20 protein-coding genes are annotated in these 26,830 nt (G+C 63.8%); 11 read left to right on the forward strand and 9 right to left on the reverse strand.

The window, feature by feature from the left end; translation table 11 throughout:
• Positions 1-41: 41 nt before the first annotated feature.
• Positions 42-1,562, forward strand: coding sequence for a hypothetical protein (locus IT350_19180; protein ID MCC6160183.1), 1,521 nt, complete (start codon positions 42-44; stop codon positions 1,560-1,562).
• Between the two features lie 134 nt (positions 1,563-1,696).
• On the opposite strand, the gene IT350_19185 is transcribed toward IT350_19180, so the two are convergent.
• Positions 1,697-2,113: a hypothetical protein gene (locus IT350_19185; protein ID MCC6160184.1), complete on the reverse strand. Its 417-nt coding sequence runs from the start codon at positions 2,111-2,113 to the stop codon at positions 1,697-1,699.
• A gap of 502 nt (positions 2,114-2,615) precedes the next feature.
• Between IT350_19185 and gltB the strand changes: the two genes are divergently transcribed.
• The 3 genes from gltB to IT350_19200 are packed head-to-tail and all read left to right on the forward strand — an operon-like array spanning position 2,616 to position 9,606.
• Entirely contained in the window at positions 2,616-7,205 is a 4,590-nt protein-coding gene (gene gltB / locus IT350_19190; GenBank protein MCC6160185.1) for a glutamate synthase large subunit, read from the forward strand.
• 24 nt (positions 7,206-7,229) lie between these two features.
• The gene (locus IT350_19195) at positions 7,230-8,570 is read left to right on the forward strand and encodes an NAD(P)-dependent oxidoreductase (GenBank protein MCC6160186.1); all 1,341 of its coding nucleotides are present in this window, start codon (positions 7,230-7,232) and stop codon (positions 8,568-8,570) included.
• Positions 8,571-8,580: 10 nt separating this feature from the next.
• Complete coding sequence (locus IT350_19200; GenBank protein ID MCC6160187.1) at positions 8,581-9,606, forward strand: alpha/beta hydrolase; 1,026 nt, start codon at positions 8,581-8,583, stop codon at positions 9,604-9,606.
• Here the strand turns inward: IT350_19200 and IT350_19205 are convergent.
• The 7 genes from IT350_19205 to IT350_19235 form a co-directional block, all read right to left on the reverse strand.
• The gene (locus tag IT350_19205) at positions 9,558-11,330 is read right to left on the reverse strand and encodes a hypothetical protein (GenBank protein ID MCC6160188.1); all 1,773 of its coding nucleotides are present in this window, start codon (positions 11,328-11,330) and stop codon (positions 9,558-9,560) included. The two genes, IT350_19200 and IT350_19205, sit on opposite strands and share 49 nt — an antisense overlap.
• Positions 11,331-11,510: 180 nt before the next feature.
• Positions 11,511-12,773 (reverse strand): argininosuccinate synthase, encoded by a 1,263-nt coding sequence (locus tag IT350_19210; GenBank protein ID MCC6160189.1) that lies wholly within the window; start codon positions 12,771-12,773, stop codon positions 11,511-11,513.
• The gene (locus IT350_19215; GenBank protein ID MCC6160190.1) at positions 12,766-13,215 is read right to left on the reverse strand and encodes an arginine repressor; all 450 of its coding nucleotides are present in this window, start codon (positions 13,213-13,215) and stop codon (positions 12,766-12,768) included. Before IT350_19215 ends, IT350_19210 begins: the two co-directional genes overlap by 8 nt.
• Positions 13,212-14,279 carry a M20/M25/M40 family metallo-hydrolase gene (locus IT350_19220; GenBank protein ID MCC6160191.1) on the reverse strand — a complete coding sequence of 356 codons (1,068 nt, stop codon included), beginning with the start codon at positions 14,277-14,279 and terminating at the stop codon, positions 13,212-13,214. Before IT350_19220 ends, IT350_19215 begins: the two co-directional genes overlap by 4 nt.
• A 2-nt stretch (positions 14,280-14,281) precedes the next feature.
• Positions 14,282-15,208, reverse strand: a complete 927-nt coding sequence (argB, locus tag IT350_19225; GenBank protein ID MCC6160192.1) for an acetylglutamate kinase — start codon at positions 15,206-15,208, stop codon at positions 14,282-14,284.
• Between the two features lie 23 nt (positions 15,209-15,231).
• The gene (argC, locus tag IT350_19230) at positions 15,232-16,260 is read right to left on the reverse strand and encodes an N-acetyl-gamma-glutamyl-phosphate reductase (GenBank protein MCC6160193.1); all 1,029 of its coding nucleotides are present in this window, start codon (positions 16,258-16,260) and stop codon (positions 15,232-15,234) included.
• Positions 16,257-17,321: a hypothetical protein gene (locus tag IT350_19235; GenBank protein MCC6160194.1), complete on the reverse strand. Its 1,065-nt coding sequence runs from the start codon at positions 17,319-17,321 to the stop codon at positions 16,257-16,259. Before IT350_19235 ends, argC begins: the two co-directional genes overlap by 4 nt.
• Before the next feature lie 300 nt (positions 17,322-17,621).
• Here IT350_19235 and pdhA point away from each other — a divergent pair, with 300 nt between their 5' ends.
• The 7 genes from pdhA to IT350_19270 all read left to right on the forward strand — a co-directional run bounded on the left by pdhA (position 17,622) and on the right by IT350_19270 (position 26,241).
• Complete coding sequence (gene pdhA, locus IT350_19240; GenBank protein MCC6160195.1) at positions 17,622-18,716, forward strand: pyruvate dehydrogenase (acetyl-transferring) E1 component subunit alpha; 1,095 nt, start codon at positions 17,622-17,624, stop codon at positions 18,714-18,716.
• On the forward strand, positions 18,709-19,689 hold the full coding sequence (locus tag IT350_19245) for an alpha-ketoacid dehydrogenase subunit beta (protein ID MCC6160196.1): 981 nt from the start codon (positions 18,709-18,711) through the stop codon (positions 19,687-19,689). Before pdhA ends, IT350_19245 begins: the two co-directional genes overlap by 8 nt.
• 11 nt (positions 19,690-19,700) lie before the next feature.
• Positions 19,701-21,002, forward strand: coding sequence for a 2-oxo acid dehydrogenase subunit E2 (locus tag IT350_19250; protein ID MCC6160197.1), 1,302 nt, complete (start codon positions 19,701-19,703; stop codon positions 21,000-21,002).
• A gap of 166 nt (positions 21,003-21,168) precedes the next feature.
• Positions 21,169-22,272 (forward strand): hypothetical protein, encoded by a 1,104-nt coding sequence (locus IT350_19255; protein MCC6160198.1) that lies wholly within the window; start codon positions 21,169-21,171, stop codon positions 22,270-22,272.
• Complete coding sequence (locus IT350_19260) at positions 22,256-23,251, forward strand: MoxR family ATPase (GenBank protein ID MCC6160199.1); 996 nt, start codon at positions 22,256-22,258, stop codon at positions 23,249-23,251. Before IT350_19255 ends, IT350_19260 begins: the two co-directional genes overlap by 17 nt.
• Positions 23,252-23,263: 12 nt before the next feature.
• The gene (locus IT350_19265) at positions 23,264-24,148 is read left to right on the forward strand and encodes a DUF58 domain-containing protein (GenBank protein ID MCC6160200.1); all 885 of its coding nucleotides are present in this window, start codon (positions 23,264-23,266) and stop codon (positions 24,146-24,148) included.
• A gap of 110 nt (positions 24,149-24,258) precedes the next feature.
• A complete protein-coding gene (locus IT350_19270) occupies positions 24,259-26,241 on the forward strand; it encodes a hypothetical protein (GenBank protein MCC6160201.1) in 1,983 nt (660 codons plus the stop codon).
• A gap of 233 nt (positions 26,242-26,474) precedes the next feature.
• Here IT350_19270 and IT350_19275 read toward each other — a convergent pair.
• The coding region (locus IT350_19275) for a hypothetical protein (protein ID MCC6160202.1) at positions 26,475-26,830 on the reverse strand (356 nt) is incomplete at its 5' end.

Consider the following 26,830-nt stretch of genomic DNA (forward strand, 5'->3'; position numbering starts at 1 on the left):
AAACACATCCGATCCCCGTCACCCGGCACGGAGATGCCGCGTTGTCGCAGGAACTCGAGACCAAAACCCGTCGCGCCGGTCGACTCTTCGCGCTCGAGTCCGCGCTGTTGATCGCGTATGCGCTGGCGACGGCGGTCTTTGGGCACATGTACGACGGCCTGAAGCCGTCGCCGGCCTGGGGGTGGTTCTGGCTCGGCTACGGGGTTCAGTGCGCGGTTCGGTGGGCGGTCGTTTCGCGTTGGTGGGATCGAACTCGTCCGGGAGCCCGGCTGATATTCACGTTGCTCTTCGCCACCGCCTCCATCGTCGCTGGCGCACAGGCACTCTGGCATGTCTTTCCCGGTTATTTCATCTCTCTCGCAATTTTATGGGAATTTGTCGTCGTTTGGACGGTTGTTCAGATCGGAATACTTGCGGCGATGCTCGTGGCCATCCGACGCAAACGGCGTGCCTGGGTCGATCTGCGCATCGCGCTCGTTGCACTGGCCTTCATCGATGCCGCCATTTGGCCGGCCACCATGGCGACGCTTTGGCGACCGCCCGATCCGGTCGAGTGCGCCGCTTGCGCCGTGCCCGGTGAGGTCGAGCGCATGTCGCCGGTCGCCACGGCAGCCGACCTGTCTTATCCCTTCGCGATTTTGCCGATCCCCGATCGAAACCTCGTCGCGGCGACGTTCAAAATGGCGGGCAATCTTCTGCTGCGTCCGTGGAACAAGCCCGACGCCAATCGACTGTATCTCTTTGATGTGTCCAATCCCGATGCCGTGCGAACGCGCATGATCGCCATGGACGGCGACATGCTGCCGCAGAACATGGCTTACGTGAAAAGCACCGATGAACTGCTCGTCGCGCATACCGGATCGGGCAAGCACGCGGTCGAATCGGTTCGCTTGCGCGATTTCGAGGGCGCTTATCGTTCGAGGCGCGTGCCGCTCGACTACGAACCGCACAGCCTCGTGGTGGACCCCGACGAGCAGTGGTTCTCGGTTGTCGGCATGGACGCGGTGGGTCGACTCGCGCTGTGGAGCCTGCGCGACTTCGGCCGATTCGGCGAGCGCGACGTGCGAGTCGGCGCCGCGAATATCGTCGGTGTATGGCAGTCGCCCGGTTCGGCGCGGTCCTATTGGGCGGGGATCCCGTTCCGGCTCATCGAGTACGACCTCGCGACGGGCAGCGTCCGCACCACGGGCGTGCCGTTCGCGCTCGGGTATCTCGAGGCCGACGCTCGGCGTCTCTACAGCACCGACGTGGCCTTTCGCGGGCTCTACGTCGTCGATCTATCGACGTTCACGATGGAGCGACGCGTGCCGCTGCCGTTCACGCCCCGGGCTCTTGCGCTCATGCCGGGGACGGGCCTGATCGCCCTCGGCGACTGGATGAACGGCGACGTGTGGTTCTACCGGCTCGCCACCTGGGAACCCGTGGGCACGCCGATCCGCGTGGGACCCTACCTGCGCGCGCTGGCGTGGGACGCGGCTAGCGGAGAGTTATGGGCCGGGTCGAAGTGCGGGGTTTTTCGCATCCGCGCGGAGCGAATCCGGCAAATCGTCGGCGGCCCCTGAGATGGTGTTACGCGTTTCCGCCCCCAAAAGCGGGCCCCGAAGGTTTGCACCTTCGGGGTGGTGGGGCGGCTTCGGGCAGGAGGCGTCGGTGAGGACGCCCTTTAATGGGTTGGGCAGTAACCCATTGGAGGCAATCAGGGGTTCGCGTGCGCGGCGAGCATCTTGAAGATGTCGTTGGCCGACCGCGCATAGCCGAGGGATGCTTTGAATTCCTCGTTCATGAAGCATTCCCACGCCTTGTCGAGGACGTTGTTCGCGTTCTGGAACCACTCGTAGGAGGTCAGAACGGTTCCGTTGAACTTGATTCGTTCGTCGCCGTAGTACTCCGCCGGCGACCACGTGCCGTTGACGTAGGTGTCCGAGAACATCGACGCCGTACGCTTCTGCACCAAGCTCACGCGGTCGAGCACCGCTTCGGCGAGGTTCATGAGCTGCGTGACGCTCACGGCGGGGACGGTGACGTCGTTGACTCGCGGCGGATCGGCGCTCGCGAAGGTAGGGGTCAGAATGGCGACGGTCAGGGCCACGACACTCAGCGCTTTCTTCAACATCGGCGGTTCCTCCCTGGATCCCATTTCAGCTTCTCAACAGCACCAGTTCGCTTCGACGTCCGTATCCCTTCGCAACCGCCGTGCCAAAACGCGAGGATCTGAAGAGCTTCATTTTATTTCAATAAATTCAGATAGTTATGCAGTGATTCGGCAGCCGCTGGCCGCGCCGAGGTGGGCGATGGCCTTGGCGCCTCCGGTAAATTCGTAAAGTCGGATTACGCCACGTCAACCCACGTCGAGGTCGAAAATGGTCGCGTTGAGGCGCATTCCAGGCGACGGGGACGCATTTTTGACCCACATTGTCGTCACGCACCGCGTCATGCTATAAATCGCGACTCATCGGGTGGCGTGAAACGCGCGAATGGCGCACGGAGCTTCTCCGGGCGGCCGCTCGAACCGAATCAGCTTCATCCGGCCCGGTTTCGGCGTCCGCGCGGCGACGACGTGGTGGCGTATTATCCGGTCGGCACCGCTCCCGCGTTCAGCCGCGGGGGAGTGGAAAATGGGTGCGAATTTGAACGAGAACCGACAAGCGAGCGAAATTCGGGAGTTGATCGACCGCTGGATATTCCCCACGGGCCGCGACCACGATGCGTGCGGCGTGGGGGCCGTTTCGGTCGGTCGGACGCCGCAGGGACGCAAGGCGATCGATCTCGCGCTCAAGGCCGTGTGCAATTTCGAGCACCGCGGCGCGTGCATGCCCGACGGAACGGGCGACGGCACCGGCTTTCTGATCGATATCCCCAAGCCGTTTTTCGCGCGCGCCCTCGCCGAGGCGACTCCCGGCGCCGACAGTTCGGTCCTCGACGGCACCGGCTGGGGTGTGGCGACGCTCTTCATCACGCCGTCGTTGTCCGACGAAACGGCCCGGGAAATTTGCGAGAAAGCGCTGGCGTCGATGGGCATCACCATCGCGCTCTGGCGGCATGTTCCCCTCGATCCCTCGGGGCTCGGCACGCTCGCGGCGAGCGCCACGCCGAAAATGCGGCACGTGCTCATGCGCTGGACGCCCTGCGCGAGCGACGAACAGACGCTGCGACTGATGTTCAAGGCGCAACGACGCTTGGAAGACAGCATCCGCGCCGCGGATCTGCCGATCTACATCGTTTCGTTTTCCGACCGCGTGCTGGTGTACAAGGCGATGGCGGCGGGCGCGCAGTTCACGCGGCTCTTCCCGGACCTCGTCGCGCCCGATTTCGAAGTCGGCACGGTGGTTTTCCACCGGCGATTCGCGACCAACACCTCGCCGAACTGGAATATGTGCCAGCCGTTCCGCCTGCTGTGCCACAACGGCGAGATCAACACGATCCAGGGCAACCGGCAGGCCGTGCGCACGTGGGAGCGGTACGTCGCCGCGAGCGGTCGGTTCGAGGACGACTGGCCGGCGAATTCGCTGATCCCGAACCAGAGCGATAGCGCGGACCTCGACGGCGCGGTGCAGGCATATCATGCCGAGGGCCGCACCTTGGCCTACGTGCTCGCGATCCTGATGCCGAAATCCTGGGAGAACTCGTCACGCAACTTCGCGCCGGAGATGCGCGCGTTCTTCGAGTTTCACAAGCGCGCCATGGGCTCGATGGGCGCCTGGGAAGGTCCCGCGGCGATTCTCGCTTACGACGGTCGGCAGCTCATCGCCTCGCTCGATCGCATGGGGCTTCGCCCGCTACGCGTGAGCCAGAGCATCGACGGCACCTTTATGGCGGCGTCGGAGCACGGCATCTTCGAGCACAACCCCGAGCAGATCGTTTTTCGGCAGCAGCTCACGCCGGGCGATCTCGTGCGTTTCGACCTCGACACGCAGCGCATCGTTCACTCGGCGGACGTGTACTACGAGATCCTGCGCGAAACCGCGCCCATGCTCAAAACCACGTTCCGCGACATCAATTCGCGCCAGATTCACGCGCCGACCAGTTACGGCATCGACGACACGATCTCGCATCCCGATCTCTTTCATTTCCGGGGCCGCCTCGGCGCGTACCTGCGCGCGTGGGGTTGGGATTCGAAAATGCGCCAGGAGAGCACCGATCATCTGATCGACCTGGGCAAGGAAGAGATCTACTCGATGGGATACGACCGGGCGATGCCCGCCCTGTCGGTCGACGGCCCGACCATTTACCAGTTCTTCCAGCAGCGCTTCGCGCTCGTCACCAACCCGCCGATCGACCCCTACCGCGAGGGGCGCGACATGGCGCTGGTGACCTACCTCGGGCGCATGCCGGACGTGCCGCCGCGCACGAGCCCCGACGCGGTGAATCTGCGCCTCAAGTCACCGATCCTCACCATGCGCACGATCTCCGAAATCGCCGGATCGGAGCATATGCCGGCTCGCGTTGTTCGGATGACGTTTGCCGCGGGCGGCACCGGCGCGGACATGCGCGCGGCGCTCGACGACGTGATCGAGAAGTCGCTGTCCGCGGCGCGCGAAGGCGTGCAGGTGCTGGTTCTTTCCGACCGCGGATGCTTCTCCGAGAACCAGTGGCCCGTGCCCGCACCGCTGGCCGTCTGTTCGGTCAACGATGCGCTGATCGAGCACGGCCTGCGCCCGCTGACGAGCATCGTGGTGCAGTCCGGCGAGGTCAGCGAGGCGCACGACGTGGCGGTACTGATCGCGCTGGGCGCGACGGCGGTGCATCCGCACGCCCTGTTCCGCTACGCCATGGAACGCAGCCGCATCAAGGGCCGTCAGATCGGCACCGGCATGAAGAACGCCACCGAGGGTCTCGAAGAGGGCCTTCGCAAGATCATGTCCAAGATGGGCATCTGCACGATTCAGGGCTACCGCGGCTCGATGCTCTTCGAGGCCGTCGGCCTTGGTCCCGACGTGAAGAAATACCTGCCGGGCATTCCGTCGCGCGTGGGCGGCGTGGATTTCGACGCGCTCGCGGACGATGTCGCCCATCGCGTGCGTCACGCGGCGGCGATCGACGAACTGCCCGAGTTCGATTTCGACGAGCGCAGCTACAACGACCCCATGCGCATCGCGCTGTGGGAGGTCGCGCGCAGCGGCGGCGAGCTGGAGTGGAAGAAGTACTCGCTTCAGACCGAGAGCCGCCGACCGTGCACGATTCGCGACCTCGTGCGGATCGAACCGCCCGAGGGCGTCGAGCCCAAGGAGCCGCTGCCCGCGCAGGCCATCATGCGCGACTGCGCATTCGGCGGCGGCATGTCGCACGGAGCGCTGACTGCGGCGGCGCACGGCGCGATCGCGCAGGCGGCCAACGAGATCGGCATGATGACCAACAGCGGCGAGGGCGGCGAGGACCGGCGGCGCAACCGCACGGGCGAACTCGCGCACATGCGCAGCCGAATCCGCCAGGTCGCGACCGGTCGATTCGGCGTCGATGCCGAATACCTCGTCAACGCCGACGAAATCCAGGTCAAAATGGCGCAGGGCGCCAAGCCCGGCGAGGGCGGCCAGCTCATGTCGGCCAAGGTCACCGACGAGATCGCCCGGCTGCGTTACTGCCGCCCGGGCATCGACCTCATCAGTCCGCCGCCGCACCACGACATCTACTCGATCGAGGACCTCAAGCAGCTCATCTACGATCTGCGCGCGGTGAACCCGCAGGCGAGGATCTCCGTGAAGCTGTGCGCGGTCACCGGCATCGGAACCATCGCCGCGGGCGTGGTCAAGGCGGGCGCCGACATCATCGAGATCGACGGCGTCGAGGGCAGCACCGGCGCGTCGCCGCGCTCGTCGTTGCAGCACACGGGATTGCCCACGGAACTCGGACTGCGCGAGGTGCATCTCGCCCTCACGGAGCTCGGCCTGCGCGACGGCGTGAAGCTGCGCGCCGGCGGCGGCGTCAAGACCGAGCACGACGCGGTCAAGTACATGCTGATGGGAGCGGACCAGTTCGTTCTCGCGACGACGCTGATGATCGCGCAGGGCTGCATCCACTGTAACTGCTGCCACCTCGGCACCTGCCCCACCTACATCGCCGGAATGAAAAACACGCGCGCGGTGTGGCCCGGGTCGCATGCGCACGTCAAGAATTTCCTGCTGGCCTTCGGTCAGGGCGTGGCGGAACTCGTCGCGAAGCTCGGCTTCTCGCACCCCGAGGAACTCGTCGGGCGCGTCGACCTGCTGCGCCGCCGCGAGCTTTCCGAAATCGCGCGCAACCTGAAGGACGCATACGGCTTCGAGCCCGACCGATTCCTGCGGCGCGCCGAGTTGATGGATCCGTCGATTGTACTGACGGATGTGAAGGTTCACGCGCCGGACGTCCGAGCCGCGAGCCGCACGTCCATCGACAATCTTGACCACTCGGTCCGGTTGCTGATGGAGGCGGACGACGAGCTGCGAACGGCGATCGACGACGGTCGGCCGCTCCAACGCCGATACAAGGTGCACAGCAGCAGCTCGGTCGATTTCGGCGTCGGCGTGGCGGGGCGGCTCGCGAGAAAATGGGGCCGCGACGGCTGGCCGACCGCCGGGACGATTCATCTGCACACCACCGGCACCGGCGGGCAGAGCTACGGAGCGTTCTGTGTGAAGGGCATGGACCTGCGCCACACGGGTTCGTGCAACGACCACGTCGGTAAGGGCATGAGCGGGGGCCGCGTCGTCATCGCCCAGCCGGAGAATTTCTCGGGTAAGACGTGGCAGACGACGATTGTCGGCAACACGGTCGCGTTCGGCGCGACGGGCGGCAAGCTGTTCATCCAGGGCCGCGCGGGACAGCGCCTCGGCGTGCGCAACTCCGGCGCGACCATCGTCTGCGAGGGCGCGGGTCAATACGCTTGCGAATACATGACCGCCGGGACCGTCGTGCTGCTCGGACCCATGGGCGACCACATCGGCGCGGGCATGACCGACGGCGTGGCGTACCTCTATGATCCCGACGGCACGCAGGACGTGCGTTTCATGATCGACGAGCGCAGCGTCGCCATTTCGACGCCCAGCGAGGACGAACTCTACGAGGTGCTCGCCGCGCTGCTCGACGAATACCACGAGGCGACGGGTTCGGCCCGGGCGATCGAGGCGAGGCAGAACCTGTATCAGTTCACGAAGATCACTCCGCTCGCGGCCGTGTACGAGGAAATGAAGAAGAAATTCGCCGTCGATCTCGGCAAGACGATCGCGGGATAAGGCCAGGACAAGATGACGAAGGTGATGAAACGGGATGAGGCGACCGCGACCGACTGGACGCCGCGGATCGCCCCCGACCAGATTCGGCGAAATTTCACCGAGATCAAGCCGCCGCTGGCGGATCTGGAGGCGCTCGTCGAGGCGCAGCGGTGCCTGTATTGCGAATACGATGTGCCGTGCATGCGCGGATGCCCGACGAAGATCGACATCCCGGGCTTCATCCGCCAGATCGGGGAGAACGACCCCGAGAGCGCCGCGCGCACGATTCTCGCGTCCAATGTTTTCGGCGCGGTGTGCGCGCGCGTGTGCCCGGTCGAAAAGCTGTGCGAGAGCCTGTGCATCTGCAACACGCTGCATAACAAGCCGATCTCCATCGGCAAGCTCCAGCGCTTCGCGACCGACAAACTGATGGCGTCGGGCCACTTGCCGTTCCGGCGCGGCGAACCGACGGGAAGGCGCATCGCGATCGTCGGCGCGGGGCCCGCGGGTGTGGCGGCGGCGTTCGAGCTGTCGCGCTTCGGCCACGATGTGGTGATCTTCGAAAAAGAGCGCGAGCCCGGCGGCCTCGACCGCTACGGAATCGCTGAATACAAGATCGACGCCAATTTCGTGCGACGCGAGATGGACTATCTGCTGAAACTCGGCGGATTCGAGATCAAGACGGGCCGCGCGCCGGTCGATCCGTCGAAGCTCAAAAAGCTGCTCGCCGACTATGACGCGGTGCTGATCGCCGTCGGCCTCGGCCCGACCAAGGGACTCGGTGTTCCCGGAGAGGATCTGCATGGCGTCGTGGACGCGCTCTCGTTCATCCGCCGCATCAAGACGCAGTCGCTCGACTCCGTGCCGGTCGGCCGTCGCGTGATCGTCATCGGCGCGGGCAACACGGCCATCGACGCGGCGACGCAGGCGAAGCGGCTGGGCGCGGAGTCGGTGACGGTCGTGTATCGTCGGGGCCGCGAGCACGCCAAGTGCACCGATCACGAGTACGAGATCTCGCTCGCCGACGGCTGCGAGTGGATCTTTCACGCCGCGCCGGTCGATATTCTCGGCGACGCGAACGGTCACGTGAAGAGTGCGCGGTTCCGCAAGGACGGCGAGGTCTTCGAGTTGCCCTGCGACCATTTTATCAAGGCGATCGGGCAGGAGCCGTTCTCGTGGATCCAGGAGGTGCCCGGCCTCGAACTCGAACCCAACCGGACCATCAAAGTCGATCCCATCACGTGGATGACCAGCGTTCCGGGGCTGTTCGCCGCGGGCGACTGCGTGAAACAGGCGAAAGAGGTCGTCAACGCCGTGTACGAGGGCAAGCGCGCCGCGCAGGCCATCGACGGGTGGATGGCGTTCGACGCCGCCAAGCGCTTCTAGGACGATCCACGTGGAATTCGACGCCTATCACCCCTCGAACGGCGACGGCTGGCGGCTCTATGTCCGCCGCGCGACCAACCCGGCGCGCTTCAATCCCGATCTCCGCCCGCTCGCCATCGTGCCCGGCTACGGCATGAATTCGTACATTTTCGGGTGGCATCCGCGCGGCGAGTCGATGATCGACTATCTCACCGACGCCGGTTTCGAAGTCTGGACGATGAACTTCCGCTGCCAGGACGAGACCGTGAACGAGGGCGGCGGGCGGCGCTACGGCTTTGCCGACATCGTGCTGCGTGACCTGCCCGCGGCGGTCGCGTGCATCATGGAGCACACGCGCTCGCGCCGGGACCGGCTCGACATCATCGGCTGTTCCCTCGGCGGCACGTATCTCTACGCCTATCTCGTCCTGCGGCCGGACAATCCGCTGGGAAACGTCGTGGCGATGGGCGCGCCGCTGCGCTGGGATCACGTGCATCCCATATTTCGGGTGCTCTTCGCCAAACCGAAGATCCTCGGACTCGTCGCCCTTCGCGGAACGCGTAAGCTCGCGCGTTGCGCCCTGCCGATCGCGGCGAAGATTCCGGGGTTTCTGCACATCTACCTGCATCCAAAAGCCGTCGATCTGTCGAAGCCCGAGATGCTGGTGAAGACGGTCGAGGATCCGAATCCGCAACTGAACGAGGAAATCGCGCGCTGGATGCTCGCGGCGGATCTCGTCATCGACGGTGTGAACATCAGCGAGGGCATGGCGGCGGTGACGAATCCGCTCTACCTGATGCTCGCGTGTGCCGACGGAATCGTGCCCGAGGCGACGGCGATGTCGGCGGCACGTCTCGCGGCGTCGAAGGTGAATGACGTCATCACGGTCGGCGACGCAAGTTACCCGATGGCGCACGCCGACATGTTCATCTCCGACGAGGCGCACCAGCGCGTCTTCGTTCCGCTCGCCGAATGGCTGCTCGCGCACCAGGACGGCGCGCGGGCGGATCAGACCGTCGCCGTTCCCGCGTCATCGCGCCGGGGGCGCCGCGCCTGACGTTTCGCGGGCGGCGGCTCGACCGGCCACGCCAGTCGGAAGCCTTCGCCGGTGACGATCTCGCGCGATACGACGGGCACCTCACCCTTCGGCGGCAGCACCACCTTCATCGGGCAACCACGCACGATGTCGCGGTCGATGTCGATGCCGGGCATGACCTCCACAAGCATCATCCCACGCTTCGTCAGCCGGAAAACGCCGACGTTCGTCACGTAGTGGACCGTCTTGCCCAGGCGCAGCGCCTCGGACCCGTTGAACGTGATCTGCGAGACGGCGTCCCGGAACTTCGGTTCGCCGCGTTTCGCGATCCGCACCCTGCCGTCTTCAACGCGCAGGTCGCCGTGCGCCATCCACGATCCGACGAACAGGATGTTGCGCGCGGCCGCCACAAGATCGGGCAGTCCGCCGGGGCCGACGTAGTTGATCATCTTCGGCCCGCGCTTCGAGACGTTGACGTTGCCGTGCGAGTCGGCCTCGAGCACGCCGAGCATTGTGATGTCGAGGTGGTCGTAGGCCATGTGAAAGATCTGCGCCGACGTGATGATCCTTTGCGGGCGCACCGCGGAGCCGAAGAAGATTCCCGGCGCGGGCAGGCCGCCGAGCACGCCGGTCTCGGTGAAAAACGTCACCTCGTCCTGCAGGCCGCCCTCGTAAATCAGCCGGCAGACCTCCTCGGGCAGGCCGGTGCCGATGTTGATGAGCGCGCCGCGCCGCGCGAGGCGCATGAACACCGATGAGGCGAGCCGGGCCGTGGCCAATTCGATCGGCGTGCGCACCGGTGCGATCTTGAGGATGTCGTTGGCGAACTTCAGCTTTTCCACGACGTGGTGGACGTCGGTTTCGTCGCGATGCTCCACGGTGAAACCGGGCCAGTACCGGCGCTGGGCGATCGATCCCGTCTGCTCGCTGCGCGAGTTGACGACGATGTAGTCCACCTTGTCCGCGGGAATGAAAATCTCGGCCTCGTTTTTCGGGATGATGTCCGCGACGCTGGCGATCACGAGGCCGCCGTCGGCGCGAGTCGCGAGCGCGCTTTCGTACGCCTCGGTCATCGTCGACGCGTGACGCTTGTAGATGTTGCCCTCGGCGTCGGCGTAGGGCGCGACAAAGAGCGCCACGTCGAATCGGGGAAACGTGAAGCGCATTTTGTCGCCCGCGCGCTCGATGAGCGACATCGTTTGCGGCGCGCCGCCGACGTAGGAGCCGTTCCCCACCGTCGGATCGAGAAACGTGCCGAGCGCGGTGTCGTGTTCGATCGACTTCTCGCCCCGCGACTTGGCTTCGAGCAGGAACGTCTCCATCCCCTGCGCCATCGTGTGCAGTTCGATGCGGCCTTCGTCGGCCGCCGTCAGCAACGCCCGTGCGGTTTCCAGGTGGCCCGCGACGAAGCGTGAGAGGAGCCCTGGGGCATTCAGTTCCTCGATGGTGCCCGGTACGCGGCCTCGACCGCCCTGCGCGCCGACGACGATCCACGTCAGGTTCTTCGGGTGCGCGCTGGTCGCGAAGAGTTCCTTGATGGCCCAGAAAAAGATCGAGCAGCGGGCGTTTGCCGCCATGCCCGACGAGAAGATGGTCGCGCCGTCGGGGATCAACTCGGCGGCCCGGCGGGCGGTGATGAATTTGGGGTGGACGATCGGGGGCTTTTCGTCGATGTCGCGGATGTCCCAGGTGGCGCGCCAGCGCGCGATGTGCAGCAACAGTTCGGCTTTTTCCAGCAGATTCATGGCGGTGCCCAAGGAATGAGGATGAGAAATGCGGGCGGGAACGTCCGTCGGTGCGCCCGAGCGGCGCACCGACATGGCTTTAGCGCCGATCGCGTCGATTTTCAAGAAAAATCGACATGAACGTCGAATCGAAAGCTACGCGGACCCGCTTCGGCGCGATCCGCGTCCGTGACGCGAAACCTAGTCGCGCTTGAACTTGGAGTAGTTGGGCGCGCGGTAGCCGACGAGATCCTCGTGACCCGAGTGCTCGATCATGCTGCGGATCCTGATCGGCAGGCCGAACAGCTCGATGAACCCCTCCGCGTCGCGCTGGTCGTACACGTCGGCGTGGCCGAAGGTCGCGAAGTCCTCACGGTAGAGCGAATAGGGGCTCTTGCGCCCTCGCACGAGCACGTTGCCCTTGTAGAGCGTGAGCCGAACGGATCCCGTCACGTTGTGCTGCGTGGACGCGACGAAGGCGTCGAGCGCCTCGCGTAGCGGCGTGAAATACAGACCGTTGTAGACGATCTCCGCGTACTTGGGCGCGAGCGAGTTCTTGAAATGCATCGTCGCCGCGTCGAGCACCAGCGATTCGAGTTCGTGGTGCGCGGCATAGAGGATCGTTCCGCCCGGCGTTTCGTACACGCCGCGGCTTTTCATGCCGACGAGGCGGTTTTCCACGATGTCCACGCGACCGATGCCGTGCTTTCCGCCGAGCTCGTTGAGCCGTTCCAGCAACACGACGGGATTCAATTCCTCGCCGTTCATGCCGACCGGCGAGCCGGAACGGAACTCGATCGTGATCGTCTCGCCTTCGGCGGGTGCGTCAAAAGCGCTCTTTGTGAGCTGGTAGATCTTCTCCGGCGCTTCGCTCCAGGGGTCCTCGAGCTCGCCGCCTTCGCTCGACATGTGCCAGATGTTGCGGTCGTGGCTGTAGATCTTCTCCGCACTCGCGGTGACCGGGATTTTTCGTTCGGCGGCGTAGCGCAGCGCGTCCTCGCGGCTGCGGATATCCCACTCGCGCCACGGCGCGATGATGCGCACGTAGGGGTTGAACGCGCGGAACGTCAGCTCGAAACGCACCTGGTCGTTGCCCTTGCCGGTGCACCCGTGCGAAACGGCGTCCGCGCCTTCTTCTTCGACGATGTCCATCATCCGTTTGGCGATCAGCGGCCGGGCGATCGAGGTGCCGAGCAGATAACGCCGCTCGTACACCGCGCCCGCCTGCATCATCGGGAAGACATATTCGCGTAGAAACTCCTCGCGCAAATCGGCGATGACGATGCGGTCCGCGCCGGTCGCGAGCGCCTTTTCTTCCAGCCCGTCGAGTTCGAGTCCCTGGCCGATGTCCGCGGCGAAGGCCACCACGCGGCAGCCGTAGTTTTCCTTGAGCCACGGGATGATGATGCTCGTGTCCAGACCGCCGGAATACGCCAAAACGCACGTCTTCACCGATTCACTCATCGCTCGCCTTGTCCTTTCGTGAATTCACGCCGGCAAAAAGTCGTGCCAGCACCAGATTTCGAGCCTGTCGGTCGCGGCAGGCCACCATCAGCGTGTCGTCTCCCGCGACCGTTCCCACCACCTCGGGCCAGCCCACGCTGTCGATCCGCACGCCGAGCAACGATGCCTGCCCCGGCGGCAGTTTGACCACGGCGATCGCGTCCGCCGGTTCCGCCGAGAGAATCTCGATCGGCGTTTCCGACAGAAATCCGCGCTCGGTGGGAATCGCATAACGCCCGCCGATTTTGACGAGGCCCAGGTGCGCGATGTCGCGCGAGACGGAGCTTTGCGTCGCCTCGATCCCCGCGCGCTGGAGTAGATCGACGAGTTCCTGCTGGGTCGCCACCGCGCGCTGCGCGATGATGCGGCGAATCGCGTGGCGGCGTCGCTGCGTCGAGTTCATGACGCTGCCCGCGCCGGGGCGAAGTACGACTTCGCGAGTTTCGTGTAAATCTTCGCAGCCTTTCGCACCTGCGCAATCGCGACGTGCTCGTCGGACCGGTGCGAGATGTGTGTATCGCCCGCGCCGATTTTAACCGCGGGAACATCGCCCAGAAACGCCCAATCGCTCGCGCCCGCGCCCACGCTGGTCTCGCCTCCCGTCGCGCGCAGCGCGAGGTCCAGCAGCCGGTGACCGGCGGGGGTGCGTACGGACGGCCAGTCGGTGCCGATCTGGCTGACGCGGCAGTGCTTGCACGCATCCTGAATTCGTCGCTTGATCTCGTCGTGCGTGTAGGTGGGGACGGTTCGCACGTCGAGCATCGCGGTCGCCGAGGGCGGCACGACGTTGTCGGCCACGCCCGCCGCGAGACGCGTCGGCGTGATCCGCACCCCGCCGAGATCGGGATCGACCTTCGGAAATTCCAGTTCGCACACGCGCGCCAGATCGCGTGCCAGCAGCAGGGCCGAGGACGGTTCGCGCCCATGTGCCGCGTGGACCTGTTCGGACATCGCGCGAAGTTCCAGAACCAGCAGCCCGCGCTGCGCGACGCCGACGTTGCACATCGTCGGCTCGCCGACCACCGCGGCGCCGATCGGCCCGAGACGGGGAATGGCCGCGATGGCCGAGGGCACGTCGCCTTCTTCGTTCGACGACAGGTACAGCAGAGCGTGGCCGTGGAATTTCGGATCGGCGGCGAGTTCGGCGAACGCGGCGCACATTGCGGCTGCGGAGCCCTTGGCGTCGGTCGCTCCCCGGCCGTAGAGCTTGCCGCCGCGTACCTGAGCGCCGAAGGGATCGACCGTCCAGCCTTCGCCGGGTGGGACCGTGTCGAGATGCGAGATGAACAGCAGCGCCGGACCGTCGCGACCGATGCGCGCCGTCACACCGTCCGTGCCGTTTTGCGCTCGCACGCCGAAACCGCGAAGCCAGCCCGTCGCGGCGCGCTGCACTTGCCGCGTGTCGCCGGTGATACTAGGGCGACGCACGAGTTCCGCGAGGAGTTCGACCGGGTCGGCGAGGGCCATCGTCAGATTTCCTGTTCGTACTGGTCGCGCTCGGGCCGCCCGACGATCATCGTTCCGCACCCTTCCGGCGTGAACAGTTCGGTGAGCAGGCTGTCCTCGGCGAGACCGTGAATGATGTGCGTGCGCTTGACGCCGTTCGTCGCCGCCCGAACGCAAGCGCGGACCTTGGGTCCCATGCCGCCGTCGATCGCGCCTTGCGCCGTCATCGTCGCGATGTCTTCAGGCGTGGCGAAGGGAACGAGCGTCTTCGGATCGGTCTTGTCGCGCAGTAGGCCGATCGTGTCCGTCAGGTACACGAGCTTCTTCGCCTGAAGCGCGACGGCGATCTCCGACGCCATCGTGTCGGCGTTGACGTTGAGCACGTTGCCCTCGGCGTCGGCCGCGAGGCTCGCCACGACGGGAACGATTTCCGCGTCGCACAAAACACATAGCGACTTGGGGTCGATCTGCTCGGCCCGCACGTCACCCACACAGCCATAATCGACGATGTCGGTGGAGCCGTCATCGAGACGCACCTCCATCGGCGCGCGTCGCGAGGTGACGACCAGATTCGCGTCGAGACCGGAAAGTCCCACGGCCATGACCTTGTTCGCACGCAGGGCGGAGAGCACGTTGAGGTTGAGCAGGCCGCCGTACACCATCTTGACGACCTCGAGGGTCGCCTCGTCGGTGACGCGCCGCCCGGCGATCATTTGCGGTTCCATGCCGAGCCGTCGCTGGTAGTCGCTCGCCTGGGGTCCGCCGCCGTGGACGACGATCACGCGGATCGAAAGCTGCTGCAAAAACGCGATCTGGTGCGCGAACGACGATAGCGCGGCGGCGTCGCCGAGAATGCGCCCGCCGATTTTCACGACGAAGGTTTCTCCGCGATACTTGCGGATGTAGGGCATGGCGGTTTTCAGCGATTCGATCAGCGTGTGCTCGGCCATCTTCGGCGATTCTCCTTCGTCAATCAGTATGGAAACACGCCCGGCGCGTTGAGCCCCGTGGTTTCGGGCAGGCCGAGTGCGATGTTCATGTTGTGCAGCGCCTGTCCCGCCGCGCCTTTCATCAAATTGTCGATCACGCAGGTGACGAGCGTCTCGTCGCCACGTTGTTCCACGGACACGTACGCAAAATTCGTCCCCGCGACGGCGGCGACGTGCGGCGGTTCGTCCATCACGCGCACGAACGGCTCGCCCGAGTATCGATCGCGATACAGCGCTCCAATATCGCGCCCGCTCAGATCGGACGAGGTTACGTGAACCGCGGCGTGGATACCGCGCACGAAGGGACCCGAGTGCGCGATCATCCGCACGCCAAGGTTGCGACCGGCGACCTCGCCGACGAGCCGGTTGATCTCGGCCTCGTGCTGGTGCGCGAGCGGTTTGTAGACGAACACGTTGGACGCGCGAAACGGGTGGTGCGTCGTCGGTTTGGGCGTCTGGCCCGCGCCGCTCGATCCCGTGATCGCGAAAACCGCCGTGCGCTCGGGAAGCAATCCCGTCGCGACGAGCGGAAGAATCGCAAGCTGCGTCGCCGTCGCCATGCAGCCGGGATTCGCGACGCGCGTGGCTGATTTCAGCGCGTCGCGACGCGCCTCGGGCAGGCCGTACACGAAGCTCGTGCACAGGTCGAAACACGGATGCTCGCCGTAGTGCTTTTGATACTCCGCAACGTCGGTGAGCCGAAAGTCCGCTCCAAGATCGACGACGAGTCGCGGGCGGGTTTCGAGAATCGACGGCATCACGCGCGAGCTTTCCCCGTGGCCGAGCGCGAGAAAAACCACGTCGGCTTCCCGCGCGACGACCTCGGGTGCGTCGCCCGTGAACACGCGCTCGCGATCGAAGGCGAAGGCGGGATGCACCTCGCCCCAGCGCTTGCCGGGATGCGTGCGCGAGACGGCGCGGACCTCGCCGACCTCGGGATGCGTCGCGAGGAGACGGAGCAGTTCGCCGCCGACGTAGCCGGCCGCGCCGATGACAGCGACACGAAGGGTCACGCCGCGCCCCGCTTTTCCACGATGCACCGGTGCACGACCTCGACAAGCCCTTCGGCGTCGTGTCGCGCGTTGTGCGCCGGGATGCCCAGATGCGTCGCGATGAAATCGCGGCCCACGCCGCTGTCGGTGACGGGTCCGGCCATGACGGTGATGGGCAAATGGAAGCGCTCCTTGAACAGTTGCCAAGCGCCCCATGCCGCGACCTGATCCGGCGCGCACACGACGAACGCCGTCCCGGCGGCGGCAAGCTCCGCGTCGCCGAGAATGTCGGCCACGCCGTACTCGCCGAGGATCCCGTCGCCGAGTTCCGCGACGATCACGTCCGCACCCTGCGGCGCGAGATGATTGAACAGGCCCTTCGCCACTTCGGTCGCCACCGCGTCGTGCGTGGTCGCCACGCCCGCGTCGTTGAACGTGACCGCGATGAACGCGCCTGCGTCGATCATGCCCAGCGTGTCGCGTCGCAGCGAAACGCCGGTCAGCTTGGTCGCGGCGACGCGCAGCCCGCGCCGCGCGAGGCGGCGGACGATCTCGATCGCCGCCACGGTTTTGCCCGCGTTCATGCTCGTGCCGGCCACGTACACGACCGGGGGGATCGGTCCGAGGCGAGAGGCGCCGGGAATCGCACCCGACCGGATATGCGCGGGCTCGCCGACCCGGTCGCCCGCGTGGGGGATGCTCTGCACCGCGCCGATGACCTCGACGTCGAAGGGCGGGCCGAGCTCGGGCACCGACGCGGTGCACCGCCCGATGATGCCGCCCATGTTGAGCAGTTGCAGCGTGTCGCCCGCGCGAATTTCCGGGGGGACGTCGCCCGCATAACCTTTGAGCGCGCGGCGGCGGCCCAGCACGCCGGCGACCACGTCGCCGAGACGCACGTCGATCAGGCGGCCCGACACATCCTCGATCTGGTTGTACGTGACCTTGTCGGTCAGCACGCGCACGGCGAGCACGTAGCCTTCCTCGGCCACGATTCGCGGGCCGACGAGCACCTCGCGCGCGAGTTTCGCATTGCGCGTCGAACTCGCGATGCGATCGAGTTTCAAGCGGATGATGGTCATGTGCCCGCGGTTCCTCCCAGGCGGTCGCGAAAACCGGGCCGTGAATAATTATGCAACCTATGCACGTTCAAAGAGGGCGGATCATAAGGAGATTTTTCTGCCCGTCAATAGGCGCCTTTCGGTCGGCGAGAGGTTCGATCGGCGCGACGCGCGACGCGCCGCGCCCGACTGGGAGACGTGACGTTCCATACGAATCGAAGAGCCGTCAACCTTGACTTTTCGAGCCCCGCTGTAAACCATCGGCGCTCACAAACAGCGCACCCCCAACGGTATCGAATTTTTTCGAGCACGAGGTGACCCATGCCGCTCAAAGAGATTGAGCGCTTTTCCGTGTCGTATTTGCAGGTGCTCGACGAACACGGAAAACTCGACGCGAAACTCGACCCGAAAATCCCGAAGGACACCCTCGTTCGCCTCTATCACGCGATGGTGATGTCGCGCGAAACCGATCAGCGGATGCTCAAACTCCAGCGGCAGGGGCGAATCGGCACCTTTCCGCCGTCGACCGGGCAGGAAGCGCCGACGAGCGCCGCGGCGGCGGCCATGGGGCCAAAAGACTGGTTTGTGGGATGCTTTCGCGATCTGGGCGCGCGATGGCTGTTCGGAGAATCGATCGCTCGGTTCTTGCTCTACCACGCGGGCTGGGAGGAAGGAAATATCACGCCGGGAGTCGATCGCTGCCTGCCCATGTCGGTGCCGATCGCCTCGCAGATTCCGCACGCCGTCGGCGTCGCCTACGCCATGCAATATCGCGGCGACCGGGCCGCCGTCGTCACGCACTTCGGCGACGGCGCGACGTCGGAGGGCGACTTTCACGAGGCGATGAATTTCGCGGCGGTCTGGAAATCGCCCGTAGTCTTCATCTGCCAAAACAACCAGTGGGCGATCTCGATTCCGCGCTCGGCGCAGACGGCGTCGGCCACCATCGCGCAAAAAGCCATTGCCTATCAGATGCCCGGCATTCAGGTGGACGGCAACGACGCGCTTGCCATGTTCCGCGCGGTGCGCGAGGCGCTGGAGCGCGCATACGCCGGTGAGGGTCCCACGCTGATCGAGGCGGTCACCTACCGCCTGATGATGCACACCACCGCCGACGATCCGAAGAAGTACCGTTCAGAAGAAGAAGTGGCGCGCTGGTGGAAGCGCGATCCCATCCCGCGCCTGCGCAAATACATGGAGTCGCGCCAGGTCTGGACGGAGAAGCAGGAGGACGCGCTGCTCGCTTCGGTGCGCGCCGAGATCGAAGCGGCGGTGAAAGAGTTCGAGGCCATGTCGGGTTTCAAACCCGATCTGCCCTTCGACCACGTCTTCGGTGCGCCGCACGCCGAGATCGAAAAGCAGCGGGCCGAGTTCCTCGCCGTTCTCCCGATGCAGGAGGAACAGGCCCATGGCTAAACTGACGATGGTGCAGGGCATCAACCTCGCGCTGCATCAGGAAATGGAGCGCGACGGCGACGTGCTCGTCATGGGCGAGGACGTGGGAATGGATGAGGGCGTGTTCCGCGTGACGGCGGGACTGCTCGCGAAATACGGTTCGAAGCGCGTCATCGACACGCCGCTTGCCGAGGGCGCGATCATCGGAACGGCGATCGGCATGGCGCTCGCGGGGTTGCGTCCCGTGTGCGAGATGCAGTTCTCGGGTTTCTCGTACCTCATGGTGGCGCAGCTCGAGGGCCACGCGTCGCGCTACCGGCAACGGACGCAGGACCGCTGGACGTGCCCGCTCGTCGTGCGCATGCCGTACGGCGCGGGGGTGCGTGCGCTGGAGCATCACTCCGAGAGCCGCGAGCACCTCTACTCCACCATCCCGGGCGTTAAAGTGATTCTGCCGTCGGGTCCGCGCAACGCCCGCGCGCTGCTCGCCGCCGCGATTCGCGATCCCGACCCGGTCGTCTTCATGGAGCCCAAGCGCTCGTATCGCGCCTTTCGCGAAGAAGTCCCCGACGAGCCGGAGACGATGGAGATCGGCAAGTCGCAACTCGTGGAAGAGGGCGACGACGTCACGGTGGTGACCTGGGGTGCGATGATGCGCCCGACCCTCGAAGGCATCGAGCTGCTGCGCAAGTCGCGCGGGCTCAAAGTCGATCTGATCGACCTGCTCACGATGACGCCGATGGACAGCGACACCATCGTGGCGTCGGTGAAGAAGACCGGGCGGTGCGTCGTCGTGCAGGAAGCGCCGAAGTCGGTGAGCATCTCGTCCGAGATCGTCGCGCGCATCAACGACGAAGCGCTGATGTATCTCGAAGCGCCGGTGAAACGCGTGACGACGTGGGACACGTGCACGCCGTATTTCGGGCGCGAAATGATGTATCTGCCGAGCCCGCCGCGCATCGCGGCGGCCATCGAAGAAACCTTGGCATTCTGACGGGGTATTTCGTGTTCGAGTTCAAATTGCCGGATCTGGGCGAGGGCGTTCACGAGGGCGAGGTGCTGAAGTGGTTCGTGAAACCCGGCGACACCATCGCCGAGGACGCGCCGCTCATCGAGGTCGAGACCGACAAGGCGGCCGTCACGATTCCCTCGCCGCGCGGCGGGCGCGTCGTGTCGATCCACGGCGAGGTCGGCCAGGTCATCCACACCGGCGACGTGATCTGCGTGATCGACGACGCCGGCGCGAAGCCATTCGCGAAAAAGCCCGCCGAGTCGAAGCCGCCCGAGACGGCCAAGGTTGTCGAGCCCGCGAAGGCGGCGACGCCCGCGCCCGTCGCGGCGAAATCCGCCGAGCCCGGTCGCCCCGTTCCCGCCGCGCCCGCGACGCGCAAGCTCGCCCGCGAACTCGGCGTGGATATCCGCCTCGTCGCGCCCTCGGGACCGGCGGGACGCGTGACGTCCGAGGACGTGCGCGCGTTCGCGTCCGGGTCGGTGTCGGCGCGACCGGTCGCAGCGGCCGATGAATCGGTCCCCGCGTTCGTCCCCGGCGCGGCGGCGGTGCCCTTCGTCGTCGTCGAACCGCTGCCCGACTTCTCGGTTTTTGGACCCGTGGAGAAGGAACAACTGCGTTCCGTGCGACGCAAGATCGCCGTGCGCATGGCGACCTCGATGACGATCGTCCCGCACGTCGCGCACATCGACGACGCCGACGTGACCGAGCTCGACGCCGCGCGCCTGCGTCTGCGCGAGACGATGAAGGACAAACCTGAGGGCCGCATCACGCTCCTTTCGTTCGTCGCCAAGGCGGTGATTTCCGCCCTGCGCGCGTTCCCGGGGTTCAACGCGAGCCTTGATCCCGTTCGCCAGGAGATCGTATACAAGCGCTATTACAACCTCGGCATCGCGTGCGATTCGCCCAAGGGCCTCGTGGTGCCCGTCGTGCGCGACGCGGATCGGAAAAGCATCGCCGAGATCGCCGCGTCGATCGCCGACGTCGCCGCGCGCGCCCGCGCCGAAAAACTCGCCGCGCAGGACTTTCAGGGCGGCACCTTCACGATCACCAACATCGGTCCCATCGGCGGGCGACTCGCCACGCCGGTCATCAACTACCCCGAGGTCGCCATCCTCGCCATGTTCCGCGTCGAGGAGCGCCCCGTGGTGCGCGACGGCCAAATCGTGATCCGCAAGATGCTGCCGCTCGTGCTCGGTTTCGACCACCGAGTGGTGGACGGCGCCGACGCCGCGCGCTTCGTCAACCACGTCATCGCGCGCCTGCAGGACCCGATCCGCCTGCTCGTCGAGGCGTGACGGACGCGGCGCAATCCGGCGCGAACGGAATGCGAATTTGCGGAAACCGGATATGCGCGCCGCTGTCCAACGCCCGCGCGTCCTTGACCGCCGCAAAAGGCGGATGATATGACGCGAGTCCCGATTCCGTCATGAGAAACTTCTGGTAACCGGACGGTTTGAGCGCATGAAGATCCCCTCGCGCGGCCGACTCGCCATGGTGCTGTTCGTTGCGGTCATCGCATTTGCGTTCACCGCCGCGCCGGCGTTCGCGCAGCCGGCGGACACGCCGGACGTTCCGACCGAGCCCACGCCCGTGCCGACGGTCTCGCCGTCGAAAGAGGCCACGATCGACGCCGCGAAGGCGGCGGGCATCGTCCCCCTCGCGCCGCCCGCCTCCGCCGATGCGCCGGGCGTCACGCCCGCTCCGCCCGGACCCAAGCTCGACCCGCTTCCCGTCGTGGCGAACGGCAAGATCGACCGCCCGTCCTGCTCCGTCGGCCAGCGCGTGACGTACGAAATCGCCCTGTCCTGGATCTCAGCGCCGGGCCGCGTGGTGCGGGTCGCGCCCTTCGACGCGCCGCAAACCGCCGGGCTCGACGTCATCCAACAGCATCAACGCACCGCCAAATCCATCGTCGGCGACGAGATCCACGCGTCGATCACCACCTTCATCGACTACCGCTGCGCGTCGGCGGGCGAGTTCAAGATCGGTCCCGTCACGGTGGCGTACGACGACGGCAGCGGCCAGAATCTCTCCACCGTCGCCCCGGCGGTGACCGTGAATATCCGGCCCACGCTGCTCGGCCTCGTGCGTTCGAGCGCGTACACCAAATACGGCTTCTTCGCGGCGGGCCTCGCCGTGTTTTGGATCATCGTACTGCTCGTGCGTCGCGCGCGCCGTCGCCGCCGCGCCGAGCCGCAAGCCGCCGAGCCCGCGCCCGAGCACGATGCGTCGTGGGCGTCGCTGGAAAACGAGGCCCGCGAACCGACCGCCGAATTTTACGAGCGGCTGGAAGAACGCCTGTGGACGGATCTCTTCGCGCCCGATCCCGTTCCGTCCGGCAGCGCGGCGGTGCGTTTCGCCGAGCTTTCCGCCGGCGGCGTGTCGCGACCCGTACTGGATCTCGTGCGTGAAGCTCTGACCTACTGCCAACGCGGCCGTCAGCCGAATTCCGGCCTCGGCCAGGGCGACGCGATCGAAGCCCTGCGCGTGACGCAAAACGCGCTTCGTGCGCGCCGTGAATTGGAAACCGAAACTTCGAGGAACTCCGATGCAACTGCCCGCTGACATTCAGGCTCTCACCGAGGACGTCAAACAGGCGTCCGCCACCGTCGACCGGCTCACCGCGGAAGTCTCCAAGGTCATCGTCGGCCAGCGCTACATGGTCGAGCGCGTGCTGATCGGCATCCTGTGCGGCGAGCACATCCTGCTCGAAGGCGTGCCCGGCCTCGCCAAGACCCTCGCGGTCAACACCTTCGCCCGCGCGATCAGCGGCACCTTCGCGCGCGTGCAGTTCACGCCCGATCTGCTGCCCGCGGATCTCGTCGGTACGATGATCTACGATCAGAAATCCGGCGACTTCAAGGCGAAAAAAGGCCCGCTCTTCGCCAACCTCGTCCTCGCCGACGAAATCAACCGCGCCCCCGCCAAGGTGCAGTCGGCGCTGCTCGAAGCCATGCAGGAGCACCAGGTCACCCTCGGCGACACCACCTACAAGCTGCCCGAGCCCTTCCTCGTCTTCGCAACGCAAAACCCCATCGAGCAGCAGGGCACCTATCCGCTGCCCGAGGCGCAGGTCGACCGCTTCATGCTCAAGCTCAAAGTCGGCTACCCGACGCGCAACGAGGAACGCGAGATCATCAGCCGCCACAGCGCGGGCCACGCGCCGACTCCGAACGAAGTCGTCACGCCCGAAGAGATCCTCGCGCTGCGCGAACTGGTGCGTCGCATCTATGTGGACGAGCGCATCACGAGCTACATCCTCGATCTGGTCTTCGCCACGCGCGATCCCAAGTCGATGGGCCTCGATCACCTGGAACCGCTGATCCAGCTCGGCGCGAGCCCGCGCGCGAGCCTCTACCTCACCATCGCGGCGCGCGCGTTCGCGTTCCTCAACCACCGCGCGTTCGTCATCGCCGACGACGTGCACACCATCGCGCCCGACGTGCTGCGCCACCGCATCATCGGCACCTACGAGGCCGAGGCCGAGGGATTGTCGAGTGACGACATCGTGGCCCGCGTGCTGGAAAAGGTGAAAAAGCCCTAAAGGACGAACACCATGCTGCCGCGCGAACTGCTCAAAAAAATCCGGCGCATCGAAATCCTGACGCGCCGCCGCGTGGACGAGACCTTCGCGGGCCAGTACCACTCGGTGTTCAAGGGCCGCGGCATGGAGTTCGCCGAGGTGCGCGAATACGCGATCGGCGACGACGTGCGCGCCATCGACTGGAACGTCACCGCGCGCATGGGCCGGCCCTTCCTCAAACTCTTCGAGGAAGAGCGCGAACTCACCGTCATGGTCGTCGCCGACATCTCCGCGTCGATGGATACGGGCAGCGGCACGGAAACCAAACGCGAAACGGCGGCGACACTCGCGGCGATCCTCGCCATGTCCGCGGTACGCAATCAGGACAAGGTGGGCGCGCTGCTGTTCGGCGGCGACGCGCATTCGTACGTGCCACCGGGCAAGGGCCAGCGCCACGCCATCCGCATCGTGCGCGACATTCTGTATGAGCAGCCGAAAAAATCGGGCACCGATATCGAGGCGGCGATGGCGCTGCTCGGCCGCCTGCAAAAAAAACGCGCCGTGGTTTTCGTCATCACCGACCTGTTGGGCATGAGCGAGCCGGGCCGCGCATTTCAAATCGCCGCGCGCCGCCACGATCTCGTCGTGCTGCACATCGAGGACCCCCGCGAACGCACGCTCGCGGGCTCGGGCCTCATCCCGCTCACCGACGCCGAAACGGGTGAGCAAACGTGGATCGATCTGCGTGACGCGGCCACGCGCGCGCGCTGGACCGAGACCGCCGCCGTGCGCGAAACCACTCGCCGCAAATCCCTCTTGCGCATCGGCGTGGACCGTGTGAAAATCGACGCCGGTTCCGACGTTTCCAAACCGCTGCTGCGCTTCTTCCGGGAACGGGCGCTGAGGTTGGGGGCGTGAGCTGTGGCCTCCGCGAGGTATAATAACAACGGGGAGTATCAATTAATCACTTCGTAAAAATGGGAGTTCTACGACGCGTAGTGCCTATAAGAGGCAAGCGTATTGTAATTTTGGATATCGAGACGACGCCAAAATCTGAGGACGCCTATATCTATGACCTGCGTGAGGGCCAAGCTTCGCAAGCGATCAAAGAATACTGTGACCAGAAAATCGTATTTTTTATTCACGACGAAGAAAAATATATCAAAGGCCTATACTGCGAGATCAACTCCGCAATAAATGAGAGTATGAATTTATTTGACAAAAAGTTAGGCATCTCTCCTTGGGCCGAGGCATTTGCTCAGGGTTTCAAATGGATGGCTAAAGTTCTTGATGAAGTTAAACCCGATTATTTCTTGCGCGAAGACGCTAATTTCCTGAGATCAAATCAGAATTTATCGTACAAAAAAAAGCGGACCATTTACAGAAATGCTATCCTAAAATGGACTCCAGAGGTGATGCCAGAAAACATTTTCTCTGAGGTATTGGCTCTCAGTAGAAATTTGCCAGATTTTCAAATAGACAACTTTCTACGCGAGACTCATTGGATGCCACTAATCAATATTGTAAAAAATTACGATGTAACGTTGCACATCCTGAAGAACAGTTACTTGTTGCATTCTATTGGTAAAATTCTAAATGACTTAATAAGTATTAACAATTCCAGAACGCGACTCGCCGTGTTGGACGAAAACATTCAGCTCGACGAAAAAGAAGATAAGCAGTTAATTGAAATCTGGACGGCAGGAAATTTCGATGCATCAAAAGCCGGGTCATCAATGGAGCAAATAGAAAGCATGGAAAAGGGAATTTTGAACCAGATGCGTTCTGCACGCCAAGCAGAAAAATTTATGATCAATTTTTACCGCAGTCTTGGTTACCGAGTCGAGGATATATCAGTTACCCAAGTTCAGTCGCGTACGTCTTCCTGGAAAACGCATGACATATTACTCATGCCCGGTGACAAATTCGAAAGGTTCGATTCAATAGAAATGGTCGACGTCAAGAACTCGCGTTCAGCTGCCAATCGTCGAGATATTTATACCCGACACTGTCTATCGAAAAAGAAAGGTGCAATTGGCTATAGCGAGCGTGTCAAAATTGCTGGCGTCTTCTCCCCGTATATTAAAGATTATGAAAATATTGACGAAGTCAGTGGAGAAAAATTATATTATATCGGCGAGACAAGTCTTTTGGAAATTACAAGAATGCAGCGTGAATTTCAGCAAGGCAACGAGTCCCAGCTTGAAATAGTTTCTTGCGACAACGATAGGTCTATATATATTCCACCATGGTTGTTTGACAATTCAAAAAGGTTAAGGAAAATCGAAAGATATGCTGAGAATGAAAAGGCAAGTCGCGACAAAATGAAAAATATTCAATTGAGAGATGGCGGTGATTTGGTCTGGGCGATATCGTTGATGCGTCATGACGAATTGGTCGACAGTAAAGCAGGCGAGTCACGCTCTTTTGAGGCAGAAACATATAGTCATCTATTTATTCGGCTTAAGAAGGAAATTACAATTGGCAGGATATATTTTTCGATTTTATCGCATTTCGTGGCCAATATGTGTAAATTCAGCGACGCGAAATTTAGTCCGGCTCAGTATAGAAAATATGTGTTTATTCCAAAAAAAGTAAATTATCGTTCGTGCGACGTCCAGAAGCCGGGCGACTGGCACATTGGTGTTCCTCTTGGAGTTTGCGAGCCTCTCGATTTAAATATTATTGACACTCTAATAGACTCGCTGGAAAAAATATGGCGAAATCGGGACAAGTATAATTTGCTTTCTTGTAAAAAATTTCGATTGTCGGGAGAGGGTTATTTGTCGGCGGAAAGGGACGGCCGACGGATCACTCTACTTGCACACTGCGGCGGACGTGACTACAAAAAAAACCGCGCTGTGTGCGGAAAGTATCCCCTCGTAATTGGGAAAAACTCTCTTTGCGAACTATGTGGTAAGTTGATTTGCAACGAAAAAGGCTGTCAATATTGTTCATCAAAGTGTGACCGGTATAGAAAGATCGAAAAACAGTTAGTGGCCTCTGGGTAGAATATTAAATGTTTGAAAAGTACGGGATATCAAGACTTTGAAGTGTTCGCGCAGCACGGAATTCCGTCATTCCGACCAAAGCGAGCGTAGAGAGCGTCGTGGAGAAATTGCTTCCGATTCGAAACGGAAAGGGACCCCTCGGCTCCGCTCGGGGTGACAAGCTAGCCGGGGCGACGCCGCCACAAGCCGAGCTGGCGCTCGGCGTTCCCAAAAACCAAAAACCAACAACCGCCTCAGCCCTTCCACCCCGCCGCCATCAAATTGAACCCGCACTTGCGTCGAAACCAAATCGGTTCCGGCAATAAGCGACGGAGCGCCGACGCGGCGGCGCGAAGGATCCACCAATTCGGCCAGATCGCGAGCGTGGACCAGGGGCTGATGCCATCGTGTTCGACGTTCGTCAGGCCGATCTCGGCGAGTTCCCCCGCGAGTTCGGCGGAACTAAACCTGTGCCACGGAACCTCGTTTTCGCTGGCGTAGCCGGGGTAGCGCGTGAGCTGCCACCAGCCGTGCAGCGGATGCCGGCCGTTGGGAACGAACAGCACCAGACGCCCGCCGGGTTTGAGCACGCGGACCATTTCGCGCATGA

This window comes from Deltaproteobacteria bacterium, from assembly GCA_020845895.1.
In the GTDB taxonomy this organism is placed as follows: Bacteria; Lernaellota; Lernaellaia; order JACKCT01; family JACKCT01; genus JADLEX01.

Excerpts from the sequence above, each read along its gene's own strand:
- IT350_19185 (MCC6160184.1), bottom strand. The coding sequence starts at position 2,113 with ATGTTGAAGAAAGCGCTGAGTGTCGTGGCCCTGACCGTCGCCATTCTG.
- gltB (MCC6160185.1), top strand. The coding sequence starts at position 2,616 with ATGGGTGCGAATTTGAACGAGAACCGACAAGCGAGCGAAATTCGGGAG.
- IT350_19195 (MCC6160186.1), top strand. The coding sequence starts at position 7,230 with ATGAAACGGGATGAGGCGACCGCGACCGACTGGACGCCGCGGATCGCC.
- IT350_19205 (MCC6160188.1), bottom strand. The coding sequence starts at position 11,330 with ATGAATCTGCTGGAAAAAGCCGAACTGTTGCTGCACATCGCGCGCTGG.
- IT350_19210 (MCC6160189.1), bottom strand. The coding sequence starts at position 12,773 with ATGAGTGAATCGGTGAAGACGTGCGTTTTGGCGTATTCCGGCGGTCTG.
- IT350_19215 (MCC6160190.1), bottom strand. The coding sequence starts at position 13,215 with ATGAACTCGACGCAGCGACGCCGCCACGCGATTCGCCGCATCATCGCG.
- IT350_19220 (MCC6160191.1), bottom strand. The coding sequence starts at position 14,279 with ATGGCCCTCGCCGACCCGGTCGAACTCCTCGCGGAACTCGTGCGTCGC.
- argB (MCC6160192.1), bottom strand. The coding sequence starts at position 15,208 with ATGGCCGAGCACACGCTGATCGAATCGCTGAAAACCGCCATGCCCTAC.
- IT350_19235 (MCC6160194.1), bottom strand. The coding sequence starts at position 17,321 with ATGACCATCATCCGCTTGAAACTCGATCGCATCGCGAGTTCGACGCGC.
- pdhA (MCC6160195.1), top strand. The coding sequence starts at position 17,622 with ATGCCGCTCAAAGAGATTGAGCGCTTTTCCGTGTCGTATTTGCAGGTG.
- IT350_19245 (MCC6160196.1), top strand. The coding sequence starts at position 18,709 with ATGGCTAAACTGACGATGGTGCAGGGCATCAACCTCGCGCTGCATCAG.
- IT350_19255 (MCC6160198.1), top strand. The coding sequence starts at position 21,169 with ATGAAGATCCCCTCGCGCGGCCGACTCGCCATGGTGCTGTTCGTTGCG.
- IT350_19260 (MCC6160199.1), top strand. The coding sequence starts at position 22,256 with ATGCAACTGCCCGCTGACATTCAGGCTCTCACCGAGGACGTCAAACAG.
- IT350_19265 (MCC6160200.1), top strand. The coding sequence starts at position 23,264 with ATGCTGCCGCGCGAACTGCTCAAAAAAATCCGGCGCATCGAAATCCTG.